Here is a 13,593-nt window from a genome sequence, read left to right as displayed (position 1 = left end):
CCAGCGCGGCCTGCGCCTCCTCGATCTCCACCTCGGGAAGGAGGATCTCCCATGTCGACGGGCCGCCATGGCCCCCCACCGCCTGCAGGCGCGCCAGGAAGCCCCGCTCGGCCAGCCCCCGCACGATCCGGTCGGCCACCTCACGCGTGGCTGCTACGTAGAGGACCTGCCACACGCGCCTCCCTCCCAGGCGCAGGTTCGCGCCAGCCTTCTCCCCCTCCCGCCTCATTCCTGCCTTCCCGCGCCGGCCGCCGCCCCCTCGGCGCCGGAGAGCGGCAGGCGGACGAAGAAGTGCGCCCCCTCGCCGTCGCGGCTCTCCACCCGGAGCTCGCCGCCCTGGGCGACCACCAGGCGGCGGCAGATGGAGAGGCCGAGGCCGGTGCCGTTGGCCTTGGTGGTGAAGAAAGGCTCGAAGATCTTCTCCAGCCGGTCGGCGGGGATGCCTGGGCCGTCGTCGGCCACCTCGATCACCGCCCAGCTCCCCTCTGGTCGGAGCGTCACGTCGACGTGGCCGCCCGGGCCTACCGCCTCCAGAGCATTCCCGATCAGGTTGAGCATCACCTGGCGCAGGCTGTCGCAGCTGTGGCGCGCCACCACCGGCGCCTCGGGCGCGGCCAGGCGCAGCTCCACCCCCGCGGCCCGCGCCTGCACCTCCATCTCCCGGACGCTCTCCCCCAGGCAGCGCTGGAGGGGCTGGGCGCTCTGGTCGCTGGGCGTGAGAGGGCGCTCCAGGGCGATCAGGTAGCTGGTCAGGTCGCTCACCCGGTCCAGCTCGTGCAGGGCCAGGCGCAGGAACTCCTGCTGCCGCTCGCTGGCCGAGCGCTCCACCAGCTGGAGGTAGCCGCGGATGGCCGAGAGGGCGTTGCGGATCTCATGGGCGGCGATGGCGGCCGCCTGCTGCGCGTGGGCGACCGGCTCCTCCTCCTGGCGGCGGACGGGTTCCATCCGGACCAGGACGCCCAGCGGCTCCTCCTCGTGGAGGAGGGCGCGCGCGTAGACATTCATGGGCCCGGGCCGGGCGGCGAGCCAGCGGTCCAGGTTGAGGCGGCGCTCCACGCGGCCGCGCGAAAGCAGGGCCTCCTCGTCGACGCGCGCCTCGACGGGGAGACCCGGCAGCAGCTCGCCCATGCTCCGACCCAGGAGTTCCTGCGGCGCCCGCCCGAGGAGGTCGGCCAGCTCCCCGCTGGCCCAGGCTACGCGCGCTCCCGCGTCCAGGGCGTAAGCCCAGCCTCCCCCGCGCGAGAGCTCGTCCAGCAGCGCGCGGAAAAGGCGCTCGCGGCGCCGGAGAGCGGGCGGCGCCTCCGGCGCCTCCACCACCAGGACGGCGCCTGCCAGCGGACCGTCGAAGCTGACCAGCGGCAGCACCTGCGCCTTCAGCCCGCCCCGCACGATGAGACGGGTGCTCCGCCCCGAGAGCGCCGCCCGAACGGCGCCGTCCAGGTGGCCGCCCACGCGCTGGGCGAGGCTCCCTAGCCCGGTCTCATCCGCCTCCAACTCCAGCCATCGCCGTGCGCTGGCGTTGGCGTAGACCGGCTCCCCCTCGCCGTCGAAGGCGAAGACGGGCTCCTCCAGGAGTTCGACGGCATCGCGACGCAGGACGAGGTCGTTGTGCAGGTAGAGGTCGGGTAGCAGACGGATGCGCCCCTCGCCTTCCATGGCGTCCACCTTCCTTGGCCAGCCTCGACACGCACCGGCGAGCCGGCGGGCGCCGGCCCGCCCCCACGGCCACGGGCGAGCTTCCGCGCGCGGCGGAGGGGCGGAACCGTCGCACCGTCCGCATGCCATGGATTCACTTTCCGCCAGCGGATCCCTCCGCGCCGGCCCCGGGCGCCGGCCCCGCCTGCCGTCGACCCGCCGACAGCCTTAGCGCCACCACGAGCCAGAGCGCCACGCCCAGGGCGTAGGCCAGGGCCGTGCCGCGGAAGAGGAGGGGGAAGGCGCCCGCGTCGACGCGCGGTCCGGCCCAGGCGGTGGCGGCTGCCCAGGCGGCCTCCCAGGCCAGGTTCTGGAGGGCGGCCAGCCAGTTCCTCGCCGGCGGTGCCACCGCCTCCATGGCGAACTGCCCGCGGAGCGGCTCGGCCGCGTTCATCAGGCCCGTGCGGAGGATCAGCTCGGCCCCGGCCACAGGCAGCGAGGGCGCGTGCGGGACGGCCAGGAGGAGCGGCAACGAGAGCAGCTCGAGCGCCATGCCGACCCGTGCCGGGCCCAGCCGCCGCGCCGCCCGGCCGGCGGCCAGCGCCAGCGCCGCCGTCGCCACCGAGCCCAGGGCGAAGAGCGTCCCCACCTGGCCGGTGCCGGCGCCGTAGCGGCGGACGAGGAAGACGTTGAGATAGGGGATGACCAGCCCGGCGCCCGCCCCCGTGACCGCCTCCGCCAGGACCAGCAAGGCCGGAGCGAGCAGGCCGCGCGCCGACCGTCGCCTCCTGGCGGAGCGCGGTGGCCGCCCCGGGCCCGCCGGGCCGGCCGCCGCGACCGGGGCCGCCCCGCCGCCGGCGCCGTCCAGGGCCAGGAGCGGGAAGAGGGCGAAAGCCGTCAGGAGCAGCGAGACGCCGAGCGTGTCGCGCAGCGCGGCCACCCGGCCCCAGGCCTCCATCCAGGCGGGCAGCCCGCCGCCCAGCAGCGAGCCCAGCAGCGAGGCCAGCTGGCCCACCGCGAACTGGCTGGAGAAGAGGAGGCTGGCCCGGCCGGGCGGTTCGAGGGAGGCCATGAGCGGGTTGGCGACCACGGCCAGGGCGGCCGCCGCCAGCCCCGAGCCGGCCGCCGCCGGCAGGAGAAGCGCCGGGCGCGGCCAGAGCAGGCTGGCCGCGCCGGGAAGGCCGCCCAGGGCGCCGGCCAGGAGCAGCAGCGGCCGCGCGCCCCAGCGCCGGCCCAGCCAGGCCAGGGGGAGCGAGCCGGCCAGGCCGGCGGCGGCGCCGACGGCCATCAGCCGGCCCAGCCAGGCGGCTGGATAGCCCAGCGCCAGGAGCCAGAGATTGTAGGCGACCGTCTGGACGCCCAGGCCGGCCTGGACGAAGAAGGTGAAGAGCAGGAAGCTCCGCGAGCGCTGCGAAAGGGGAAGGAGCCGGCCCAGCGCCCCGCGGAAGGAGGATCCCATGTTACCCATCGCCGAACGCCGCTTCACCGTCCGCGGCCGCGAGGTGACGCACTGGTACGTCGACTCGCCCAAGGTGGCCTGCGTCATCCCGCTCCTGCCCGACGGACGCATCCTGCTGGAACGGCAGTACCGGGCGGCGCTGGACCGCTGGATCCTGGAGCTGCCGGCCGGCAAGGCCGAGCCGGGCGAGAGCGTCGAGGCCTGCGCGCGCCGCGAGCTGGAGGAGGAGACAGGCTACCGGGCGGCGAGCCTGCGGGAGCTTCTCTGGTTCTGGCCGGTGCCCGGCTACTCCAACGAGGAGATCCACCTCTTTCTGGCCAGCGGGCTCGAGCCGGGGGAGCGGAAGCTGGACCCCGGCGAGGAGCTGGAGGTGGAGGCGCTGGCGCTGGAGACCTTCCTCGCCGAGGCGGAGGCGGGTCGCATCCACGACGGCAAGACGCTCCTGGCGGCCGCCCATCTCCGGCTCCACGGCCTAGCCGGCTGAGCCCAGCCGCGCGGCGTCCGGCCCGAAGCGGTCGGCCAGCAGGCGGAGGAGCTCCTCGTCGGCCTCGACGCGGAGAGCCAGCCGGCGCCAGCGCCGCCCGCCCTCGGCGACGAAGACGGGTGACCGGCCGGGCCGCTGGCGGAGCTCCCGGCCGAGCCACTGGTCCTCCTCCGCCGCCAGTCGCCGCCCCAGCCGGAGAAAGAGCGCCGGCGCCTCCTCCTCGTCCAGGCGCTCGACGCGGCCGGCCACGAGCAGCGGCCGCTCCGGCCGGTCGTCGCGGGGCGAGTAGCGGCCCTCCACCAGGACGAGCGGCGCCTCGCCGGAGAGCAGCGGAGCGACCTGGGCCAGGAGGCGCGGGAAGAGCAGGACCTCCGCCTCGCCTGTGCCATCGTCCAACACGAGGAAGCCCATCGTCTCCCCGTTCCGTGTCTTCCTCCGGCGCAGCCCCGCCAACGAGCCGGCCACGCGCACCGTCTCCTCCGGGCGCCCTCCGGCCAGCCGCTCCACCGGCGTCACGCCCAGCGCGCGCAGCCGCGCCTCCATCCGCTCCAGCGGGTGCTCGCTCAGGTAGAAGCCCAGCGCCTCCTTCTCGGCGGCCAGACGGCGCAGGGGAGGCCACTCGGGCTCCGCGGCGGTGCCGGCCCCCGGCGGGGGTGCCGCCAAGGGTGCGCCGCCGCCCTCGCCGAAGAGCGAGAGCTGGCCGCCCTCGCGCCGGGCTTCCTCGGACTGGGCCGCCTCCAGCGCCGCCTCCAGCGAGGCGGCCAGCGTCGCCCGGTTGGGGCCGAGCCCGTCCAGCGCCCCCGCCTTGACCAGGCTCTCCAGCGCCCGGCGGTTGAGCACCGCCGTGCCCGTGCGCGCCACCAGGTCGGCGAGGCCGGCGAAGGGTCCTTCTCTCCGGCGCGCCTCCACCACCGCCTCGGCGGCCGCCCGCCCCACGTTCTTGACCGCCGCCAGGCCCAGGCGGATCGCCCGGCCGTCCTCCTCCGGGCCGGTGTCGACGCCGGAGCGGTTGACGTGCGGCGGCCGCACCTCGATGCCCAGGCGGCGAGCCTCGCGGATGTATTCGGCCACCTTCTCGCTCTGCTCCTGGACGCTGGCCAGGAGCGCAGCCAGGAAGGCGACGGGCTCGTGGCACTTCAGCCAGGCGGTGCGGTAGGCCAGGATGCCGTAGGCGGCGGCGTGCGCCCGGTTGAAGCCGTAGTTGGCGAAACGGAGGATCAGGTCGTAGAGCTCCTCCGCCAGCTCGAGCGAGTGCCCGTTGCGCAGGCAACCCTCAACGAAAGCCTGGCGCTGGGCGTCCAGCTCCTCGCGCTTCTTCTTGCCGACGGCGCGACGAAGGAGGTCGGCCTGGCCGAGGGTGAAGCCGGCCATCACCGAGGCCACCTCCATCACCTGCTCCTGGTAGACCAGGATCCCGTAGGTGTCGCGCAGGATCGGTTCCAGCAGCGGGTGCGGGTAGCGGATCCGCCCCTCGTGCTTGGCGCGGACGAACTCGGGGATGTTCTCCATGGGCCCCGGGCGGTAGAGGGCGACGGCGGCGATCACGTCCTCCAGGCGCGACGGCTTCAGTTCGCGGAGCATCTCCCGCATGCCCGGCGACTCCAGCTGGAAGATGCCCGTGGTCTCGCCGCGGCCCAGCATGGCCAGCGTCTCGGGGTCGTCCTCGGGCAGGCTCTGGAAGTCCAGCGGGGCGCCCCGCCGCTCGCCGGCGAGGCGGCGCGCCTCCTCCAGGACGGTCAGCGTACGCAGTCCCAGGAAGTCGAACTTGAGCAGCCCCAGCTCCTCCAGCGTCCCCATGGGGAACTGGGTGACCACCGTCGTCTCGCCGTTGTGCTGCATGGCCTGGAGCGGTACGCGTTCCACCAGGGGGACGGGCGAGATGACCACGCCGGCGGCGTGGACCGAGGCGTGGCGCGCCAGGCCCTCCAGGCGGCGGGCCACGTCCAGGAGCGTGCGCACGCGCTCGGAGCCCGCGTAGGCCTCGGCCAGCTCGGGGCTGCCCTCCAGCGCCTCCTCCAGCGTGATGCCAAGGCGCTCGGGCACCATGCGCGCGACGCGGTCCACCTCCCCGTAGGGGAGGCCCAGGGCGCGGCCCACGTCGCGCACCACCGAGCGGGCCAGCATGCGGCCGAAGGTGATGATCTGGCCGACACGCTCCGGACCGTACTTGTGGACGACGTAATCGATCACCTCGCCGCGCCGCCGGTCCTCGATGTCGATGTCGATGTCGGGCATGGAGACGCGCTCCGGGTTGAGGAAGCGCTCGAAGACCAGCCGGTGACGGAGCGGATCGACGTCGGTGATGCCCAGCACGTAGGCCACCAGGCTGCCCGCCGCCGAGCCCCGCCCGGGCCCGACGGCGATACCGCGGCGGCGCGCCCAGTCGATGAAGTCCCAGACGATCAGGAAGTAGCTGGCGTAGCCCATCCGCTCGATGACCGCCAGCTCGTGCTCCAGCCGCCGGCGCACCTCCCCGCCCGGGGCGCGCCGCTCCGCCTCCGGATAGCGCGCCGGCAGCCGCTCCTCGCAGAGCTGCCGCAGGTAGGCGGGCGCCTCCAGCCCTCCGGGCACCGGGTAGGCCGGCAGTTCCGTCCGCCCGAAGGGGAGCTCCACGCGGCAGCGCTCGGCGATGGAGAGCGTGTTCTCCAGCGCCTCGGGGATCCAGGCGAAGCGCGCCGCCATCTCCTCGGGGCTCTTGATGTAGAACTCGTCCGAGCCGAAGCGCATCCGCCCGGGGTCCTCCAGCGTGGTGGCCGTCTGGATGCAGAGGAGCACCTCGTGCGCCGCCGCATCCCCGCGCCGCGGGTAGTGGGCGTCCTGGGTGGCGACCACGCCCACGCCCAACTCCCGCGCCAGCTCCGCCAGCTCGGGGAGGAGGCGGCGCTGGGCCGCGAGGCCGTGGTCCTGGAGCTCGACGAAGAAGCTCTCCCGGCCGAAGAGGTCTCGGTAGAAGCGAGCCGCCTCGCGCGCCCCCTCCCGGTCGCCGCGCAGCAGGCGGCTGGCCACTTCGCCGCTGAGGCAGCCACTGAGGGCGATCAGCCCGTCGTGGTACCGCTCGAGCAGCTCGCGGTCCACCCGGGGCCGGCGGTAGTAGCCCTCCAGCGAGGCCAGGCTGACCAGGCGCATCAGGTTGCGCCAGCCCTGCTCGTTCTCCGCCAGCAGGGTGAGGTGGTGGTAGGGCTCGCCGTCGGCGCCGGGGGCGCGCTCGAAACGGCTGCCCGGGGCGACGTAGAGCTCGCAACCCAGGATGGGGCGGACGCCCTCCTGGAGGCAGGCTTTGTAGAAGTCGACGGCGCCGTAGAGGACGCCGTGGTCGGTCAGCGCCACGGCCGGCATGCCCATCGCGCGCACCGTCCGGGCCAGCTCCTGGACCCGGATCATGCCGTCGAGGAGGCTGTACTCCGAGTGCATGTGCAGGTGGACGAAGCCCGCCAACCCTGGCCCCTCCCCGCCAGAGGCCGCCGCCCGGGCGCGGCGCCCCCTCCCGCCTGTGCATGGCCTTTACCCCTCCGCCCCGCCCGGCTCCTCCCCGTTCCGGACGCCTGCGGCCGCCTCCCGCCGCCCCAGCCGGCCGACCAGCTCCTTGAAGCGGCGCCCCCGCTCCTCGAAGTCGCGGAACATGTCGTAGCTGGCGCTGGCCGGCGAGAAGAGGACCACGTCGCCGGGCCGGGCGTGCTGGCGGGCCGCCTCCACCGCCTCTTCCAGCGAGCCGACGCGGAGCACCGGCGGCGGCTCGACGTCGCGCTCGGCGGCCGCCTGCTCCAGCTCGCGGGCGATGACGGGCCCCGTCTGGCCGAGGAGGACGGCCAGGCGGACTCGCCCCAGCATCCGCTCGGCCAGTTGGCGGTAGGAGAGGTGCTTGTCGTAGCCGCCGGCGATCAAGACGACGGGCTCCTCGAAGGCCTCCAGGCCCGCCACCGTCCGGTCCGGCGCGGTGGCGATGGAGTCGTTGACCCAGGTGGCCCCGCCCGCCCGGCCGCAGAGCTCCAGCCGGTGCTCCACCGGCCGGAAGTCCAGCACCGCCCGCCAAGCGACGGCGGCGGGGACGCCCAGCGCCCGCGCCAGGCCGGCGGCGGCCAGCACGTTGGCCACGTTGTGGCGCCCGCGCAGGGGGATCTGCCGCGCCTCGCCCAGCTCCTCGGAGCACCCCTCCCAGCGCAGCCGCAGGCGCCCCTCCTCCAGCCAGGCGGCCCCCTCCCCCCCGGCGGGCAGCGCCGACGGCTCCAGCGCGAACCAGAGCCGGCGGGCCGGCGTCGGGGTGGCGCGGCAGATCTCGTCCTCGGCGTTGAGGACAGCCACGTCCTCCGGCACCTGGAAGCGCACGATGCGCCGCTTGCTCTCCACGTAGTCCTCGAAGGAAGGGTGCACGTCCAGGTGGTTGGGCCGCACGTTGAGGAGCGCGGCCGCCTGCGGGCTCCGGTCGACGGTGCGCAGCTGGAAGCTGGAGAGCTCCAGCACCACCGTGTCGCCGGCACTGATCCGGTCGACCCGGTCGATCAGCGGGTCGCCGATGTTCCCCCCCACCCAGGTGCGCAGGCCGGCGGCGGCGAAGATCCGCCCGGCCAGGCTGGTGGTGGTCGTCTTGCCGGAGCTGCCGGTGATGCCGACGACCCGCGCGCCCCGCGCGGCCAGCTCGCGGAGCAGGATGGCGATCTCGCCGTCGAGGGGGACGCCGCGCCGGCGCGCTTCCTCCACCTGGGGCAGGTCGAGACGCATGCCGGGTGTCAGCACCAGCCGATCGAAGCGTTCCAACCCCTCGTCCAGGTAGCCCGGTCCCAGGCGCATCTCCACGCCCAGGCCAGCCAGCGGCGCCATCCGCTCGCCCAGTTCGGCCGCCGTCTGCCGGTCGAAGAGCGTCACCCGCGCCCCCCGCTCCAGCAGCCAGCGGACCAGCGGCAGGTTGGAGCGGCCGAGACCGATGACGGCCACCCGCTGGCCCCGGTAGCCTTCGCCCGCCCCGCCCGCGGCGCCCGCCTTCCCTCTCCCGCCCACCGGCCATCCCTCCCAGCGCCCGGGGCGCCTCGGCCTCGGGCGGCGCAAGTTTCGTGATACGATGATTCCGCAATCCGGTGCAAGGGAGAATCCTATGCCCGAGTATCCCGACGTACGCGACCTGGCCGCCCGGGTGACGGCCAACGTGGAGCGCGTCATCCTGGGCAAGCGGCAGGCGATCGAGCTTCTGCTGACGGCGCTCCTGGCCGACCGCCACGTGCTGATCGTGGACGTGCCGGGTACCGGGAAGACCATGCTGGTCAAGGCGCTGGCCGTCTCGCTGGGCGCCAGCTTCGCCCGCCTGCAGTTCACGCCCGACCTCCTGCCCTCGGACGTGACGGGCACCTCGGTCTGGGACCCGCACCGCGGCGACTTCCGCTTCGAACCCGGCCCCGTCTTCCACCAGATCGTGCTGGCCGACGAGATCAACCGCGCCTCGCCCAAGACCCAGTCGAGCCTGCTGGAGTGCATGGAGGAGCGCCAGGTGAGCGTGGACGGCGTCACCCGCCCGCTGCCGCGCCCCTTCCTGGTGCTGGCGACGGAGAACCCCGTCGACTTCGAGGGGACCTACCCGCTGCCCGAGGCCCAGCTCGACCGCTTCGGCCTCCGCCTCCGCATCGGCTACCCGGCGCCCGACGAGGAGGCGCTCCTCCTGGACCGGCTGCACGGCGACGAGCCGCTTCGCACCCTGGAGCAGGTGGCGACGCCGGAGGAAGTGCTGGCGGCCCAGGAGCGGGTGCGCCAAGTCTACGTCGACCCGGCGCTGCGCGCCTACCTGGTCGACGTCATCGCCGCCACCCGCTCCCACCCCGATGTCCAGCTGGGCGCCAGCCCCCGGGCGGCCGTGGCGCTGGCGGCGCTGGCGCGCGCGCGCGCCGCCCTCCTGGGCCGCGACTACGTCCTGCCCGAGGACGTCAAGGCGCTGGCCGAACCGGCGCTGGGCCACCGCCTGATCCTGCGGCCGGAGGCGCGCTGGCAGCAGGTGGGCCCGGAGATGGTGCTCCGCGACATCCTCGCCCGGACGCCCCTGCCGGACCAGGTGCGGGTGAGGCGGGGGGGATAGGCTTTGCGCCACCTCCGCTTGAGCGATCCCTGGCTGCCGGCGCTCTGGGCCGCCCTGGGTCTGGCCGCGCTGCTCATGGGCGGGCAGCTGCCCTGGTCGGTCTTCTACCTCTTCACCGGCCTCCTGCTCCTTTCGGGCGGCTGGACGCTCTACGCGGCGCGCCATGTTCGGGTCGCCTTCGTGCGCGGGCGGCTCCGGACCACGGCCGGCGGCCGGCTCGAGGTGGGGCTGGCGGTGGAGAACGACGGCTGGCTGCCGGTCCCGCGCCTGCGCCTCGAGGACGCCCCCGGGGCCCGCGTCGGCCTGCTGCCCGCCCCGCTCCTCCTCTCCCTGCCGGTCTCCGCCTCGGCCACCTACCGGCTGCGCACCGCCCCGCTGCGTCGCGGCCGCTACCGGCTGGGTCCGCTGGAGGCGGCCGTGCGCGATCCGTTCGGCCTCTTTGAGCACCGCTGGCGGGTGGAGGGGGAAGAGACGTTGACGGTCTACCCCCGCGTGCTGCCGCTGGAACGCCTCTCGCTGCCGCTCGGCGAGCCCTACGGCCAGGCCGAGACGCGGCGGCGGAACCTGGCCGACCCGACCAGCCTGGCCGGGGCGCGGCCGGCCCAGCCGGGCGACGCGGCGCGCTGGATCCACTGGAAGGCCAGCGCCCGCCGCGGGATGCTCTTCACCAAGCAGTTCGACCCGACGGCCGGCGGCCAGGCCGTCCTGGTCCTGGACGGCCGCCTCCGGGCCTACCTGGAGTCCGCCGGCCGGGTCGGCGGCCGCGAGGAAGCTCCCGCCGACCTCTTCGACACCGCCTGCGAGCTGGTGGCGGCCTGCGCCCGCGCCTGGCTGGGCCGGAACATGGCGGTGGGCGCCTGGATCCCCGGCCAGGGCGGGACCTGGATCGCGCCGCGGGCGGGCGACGCGCAGATGGCGCTCCTCCTGGAGGCGCTGGCCGCGGCACAGCCGGGCGAGGAGGAGATGGCCGCCGCCCTGGGCGAGCTGGCGCTGGAGCTGCCCGCCCGGACGGCCCTGGTCGTCGTCTCGCCCCGCTTCGACCAGCCGCTGGCCGCGGCGCTGGAGCGCCTCCAGCGCGCCGGCTTCGGCCTGCTCGCCCTCCTCGCCCTGCCCCGCCGGGGCACCGGGCGCGACGGCTCCCTCCCCTTCGCCCCGCACCGGGCGGCGGCGGGAGAGCCGGGCCCGGACCGCCTTCTCGGCGACCTGGCGCGGGCGGGGATCCCGGCCTACGCCGTCGCCTCCGTGGGCGAGCTGGCGGCGCTCCTGGGGGGTGAGGGTGCTGGCCGCTCCCGATCCCTCTAGCCGTGCACCGGCCCTGCCGGCGCCCGGGCGGAGGGCGGAGCCGCCCGCGGAGGGGGGCGCCTTCGCCTGGCAGCTCCTGGAGATCACGCTCTTCCACGCCTATCTGGCCCTCCTGGCCTGGAGCTTCGGGCCCTTCCTGCACGTGCCGCTGGAGCCGCTCCCCTTCCTGCTGGCGGCGCTGCCGGTGGCGCTCGCGGCCTGGGCGCTGGCCCGCTGGCGCTGGCTGAGCCCGACGCTGGCGGTGGCCGCGGTGGTCGCCCTGGGCCTGGCGGCCCGCTACGACCCCCTCCTCTGGTGGCGCCTCCGCCTCGGCCTGGTGCAGGTGATCCAGCTGGTCGCCGCCGCCTGGAGCGGCCACCCCGAGGCGGTACCGCCCCCGGTGGCCTACGCGCTCATGACGCTGGGCGGACTGGCCGCGGGGGTGGTGGCGCACCGCGAGCGCATGTCGCAGGGGCGCGGCATCTGGCTCCTCGGGCTGGGCGCCGCCGTCCTGCTGGTGCAGTGGCTCTGGTACTGGGACCCGGCCTACGACGTCCTCTGGCCGGCCATGGCGCTGGGGCTGGCCTGGTTGGCGGCGCGGGAGGCCGTCGCCGGCGCCGACCGGGCCGCGGGGTCGGGCGGCGGCTCCGGCGGGGCGGCCCGGCCGGCACCCGCCTATGCCGCCACCCCGGCGCGGCTGCTGGCGACGGGCGTGCTGGCCGGAGCCGCGCTTCTCCTGCTGGTCTCCGCGCTGCCCTCCGCCATCCCGCCCGCCAGCCTGGGCTCGCTGGGCGTCCGTCTGGCCCGGCTCCTGCCCTCGCTGGGCCAGCTGCGCGGCGCGGGCGTCCCCGTCGGCGGTCTCGGGCTGACCGGTTTCGACCTCTCGAGCACCGGCTTCGCGCAGGCCAACGATCGCCTCGGCGGGCCGGTGCTGCTCGACCCGACGCCGGTCCTCCGGCTCCGCCTGCGCGGGGAGCCCGCCCGGGGGACGCTCTACCTGCGCGGGATGGCGGAGGACGTCTATACGGGCGACGGCTGGCGGCTCTCCCAGACGGAGGAGCCGGTCCTCTCCGAGCCTCCGGCGCCGGCCGGGGCGATCCCGCCCTCGGCCCCCCTCCTCCGCCTGCAGGTGGAGCCCCAGGAGAGCCTCCCGGTCCTCTTCTATCCCCTGCAGCCGGTCCGTCTGCGGGCGCCGGCCCCGCTCCGCGCCGACGGGATGGGCAACCTCTACGCATCGGGCGGCGCGCTGGAGGGGAGCTACCAGCTGGTGGTCCGCCTGATCGCCCCCGGGGGGCCCGGCTACGACCTCTCGCCGCAGGCGGGTCCCGTGCCACCGCCCGACCAGGGCACCGACCTGCAGCTGCCGGCCACGCTGCCGGCGCGGGTGAAGCGGCTGGCGGAGCAGGTGACGGCCGGGCTGGGCGACCCGCTGGCCCGCGCCCAGGCGCTGGAGGCCTTCCTGAAGCGGACCTACCCCTACACGCTGGACGCCTCGGCGCCGCCGCCGGGACGCGACTTCACCGACTTCTTCCTCTTCGACGAGCGCCAGGGCTACTGCACCTACTACTCCACGGCCATGGTGGTGATGCTGCGCACGCTGGGCATCCCCGCGCGCTGGGTGACGGGCTTCCGCGTCGACCTCGGCTCCGCCACCCCGCTCCCGGACGGCAGCCGCAGCCTGGAGGTGCGCAACGAGGACGCCCACGCCTGGGTGGAGGCCTGGATTCCCGGGCGGGGCTGGGTGCCCTTCGACCCCACGCCGGGATCCGGCGCGACGGGGGCGCAGGCGTCGGTCGCCCCCTCCGCGCCGGACGCGCCGGCGCCCGGCCGGAGCGCACCGCCACCCCAGGTGCGCCAGCCGCAGGAGGGTCAGACCGGGGACGCCGGCCCGGCTTCGGGGAGGGCGGGCCGCGGCTCGCCGGCGGTGCTCGCGCTGGGTGCCGCCCTGCTCCTGGCGCTGCTCTGGGCGGGGCGCGGCTGGTGGCGCGAGGCGGCGCCGGCGGCAGGCAGCCGCGAGCAGGTGGGACGGCTCTTCCGACTCGCCGAGCGGCTCGGCCGACACTACGGCCTGCCGCGCCAGCAGGGCGAGACGCCGGGCGAGTACGCCCGGCGCGTCGGGCGCGTCTATCCCTCGCTGGTGCCGCCGCTCAGCCGGCTGGCGGCGCTCTACGAGAGGGCGCTCTTCGCGCCTGCGGCGCCGGCCGCGGCCGAGTCGGCCGAGGCACGGCGCGCCTGGGAGGAGCTGAACCGGGCCTGGGCGGGGCTCGCCGGCCGCTGGCGGCACGCCTGGCACCGCTGGCTGGCCTGGTGAGGGCGGGGCGGCCGCCCGGCCGGCGGCGGGCGAGCGGCTAGTGCCCCTCCAGCCAGCGCCGCCAGAGCAGGGGCGCCTCCGGGGAGAAGGCTTCCTGGCGGTCGCGGATGCGGTCGAGAAGGTCGGCCAAGGCCCGCTCCACCTCGCGTACCAGGCTCTCGGGGTACGACCACTCGCTGCGGTGGCGGTTGAACTCCTGCAGGTCGACGATGCGCAGGCGGCCATCGGCCGAGAGCAGCACATCCACGTCCAGGTCGGTCGTCCGGCCCTGGCGGAGGCGGCCATCCGCCTCCGCCGACCATTCCACGGGGCTGGTCAGGTTGCAATAGTAGCGGACGCCGCCCGCCTCCAGCAGGGCGAAGACGTCG

General features: G+C 75.7%; 9 protein-coding genes. 4 read left to right on the top strand and 5 right to left on the bottom strand.

Translation table 11 applies throughout. The features are described from left to right. Positions 1-225: 225 nt before the first annotated feature. A complete protein-coding gene (locus K6U79_08510) occupies positions 226-1,665 on the bottom strand; it encodes a PAS domain-containing sensor histidine kinase (GenBank protein MCL6522393.1) in 1,440 nt (479 codons plus the stop codon). 124 nt (positions 1,666-1,789) lie between these two features. Beyond that, positions 1,790-3,103 carry an MFS transporter gene (locus K6U79_08505; GenBank protein ID MCL6522392.1) on the bottom strand — a complete coding sequence of 438 codons (1,314 nt, stop codon included), beginning with the start codon at positions 3,101-3,103 and terminating at the stop codon, positions 1,790-1,792. Here K6U79_08505 and K6U79_08500 point away from each other — a divergent pair. After that, complete coding sequence (locus K6U79_08500; protein ID MCL6522391.1) at positions 3,093-3,578, top strand: NUDIX hydrolase; 486 nt, start codon at positions 3,093-3,095, stop codon at positions 3,576-3,578. The two genes, K6U79_08505 and K6U79_08500, sit on opposite strands and share 11 nt — an antisense overlap. Here K6U79_08500 and K6U79_08495 read toward each other — a convergent pair. Continuing rightward, on the bottom strand, positions 3,567-7,013 hold the full coding sequence (locus tag K6U79_08495; GenBank protein ID MCL6522390.1) for a DNA polymerase III subunit alpha: 3,447 nt from the start codon (positions 7,011-7,013) through the stop codon (positions 3,567-3,569). The genes K6U79_08500 and K6U79_08495 overlap by 12 nt on opposite strands. A 66-nt stretch (positions 7,014-7,079) precedes the next feature. Then, positions 7,080-8,570 carry a UDP-N-acetylmuramoyl-L-alanine--D-glutamate ligase gene (gene murD / locus K6U79_08490; GenBank protein ID MCL6522389.1) on the bottom strand — a complete coding sequence of 497 codons (1,491 nt, stop codon included), beginning with the start codon at positions 8,568-8,570 and terminating at the stop codon, positions 7,080-7,082. Between the two features lie 94 nt (positions 8,571-8,664). Here murD and K6U79_08485 point away from each other — a divergent pair, with 94 nt between their 5' ends. Genes K6U79_08485 through K6U79_08475 form a run of 3 tightly spaced genes read left to right on the top strand, consistent with a single transcriptional unit; the run spans position 8,665 to position 13,225 of the window. Beyond that, on the top strand, positions 8,665-9,633 hold the full coding sequence (locus K6U79_08485; protein MCL6522388.1) for a MoxR family ATPase: 969 nt from the start codon (positions 8,665-8,667) through the stop codon (positions 9,631-9,633). 3 nt (positions 9,634-9,636) lie between these two features. Next, positions 9,637-10,935 (top strand): DUF58 domain-containing protein, encoded by a 1,299-nt coding sequence (locus K6U79_08480; protein MCL6522387.1) that lies wholly within the window; start codon positions 9,637-9,639, stop codon positions 10,933-10,935. Further along, on the top strand, positions 10,904-13,225 hold the full coding sequence (locus tag K6U79_08475; protein MCL6522386.1) for a DUF3488 and transglutaminase-like domain-containing protein: 2,322 nt from the start codon (positions 10,904-10,906) through the stop codon (positions 13,223-13,225). The genes K6U79_08480 and K6U79_08475 overlap by 32 nt, the downstream gene beginning before the upstream one ends. A 37-nt stretch (positions 13,226-13,262) precedes the next feature. Here K6U79_08475 and K6U79_08470 read toward each other — a convergent pair. Beyond that, positions 13,263-13,593: DUF402 domain-containing protein (locus K6U79_08470; protein MCL6522385.1), on the bottom strand; the 331-nt coding region annotated here is incomplete at its 5' end.

Source organism: Bacillota bacterium (genome assembly GCA_023511835.1).
Classification (GTDB): Bacteria; Bacillota; Sulfobacillia; order JAIMAT01; family JAIMAT01; genus JAIMAT01.
The sequence above is the reverse complement of the archived record's forward strand: the minus strand, read 5'-3'. Positions and strand labels throughout refer to the sequence as shown.

Bases quoted from the DNA above. Each gene is read 5' to 3' on its own strand.
- K6U79_08505 (MCL6522392.1), bottom strand. From the start codon at position 3,103: ATGGGTAACATGGGATCCTCCTTCCGCGGGGCGCTGGGCCGGCTCCTT.
- K6U79_08485 (MCL6522388.1), top strand. From the start codon at position 8,665: ATGCCCGAGTATCCCGACGTACGCGACCTGGCCGCCCGGGTGACGGCC.
- K6U79_08500 (MCL6522391.1), top strand. From the start codon at position 3,093: ATGTTACCCATCGCCGAACGCCGCTTCACCGTCCGCGGCCGCGAGGTG.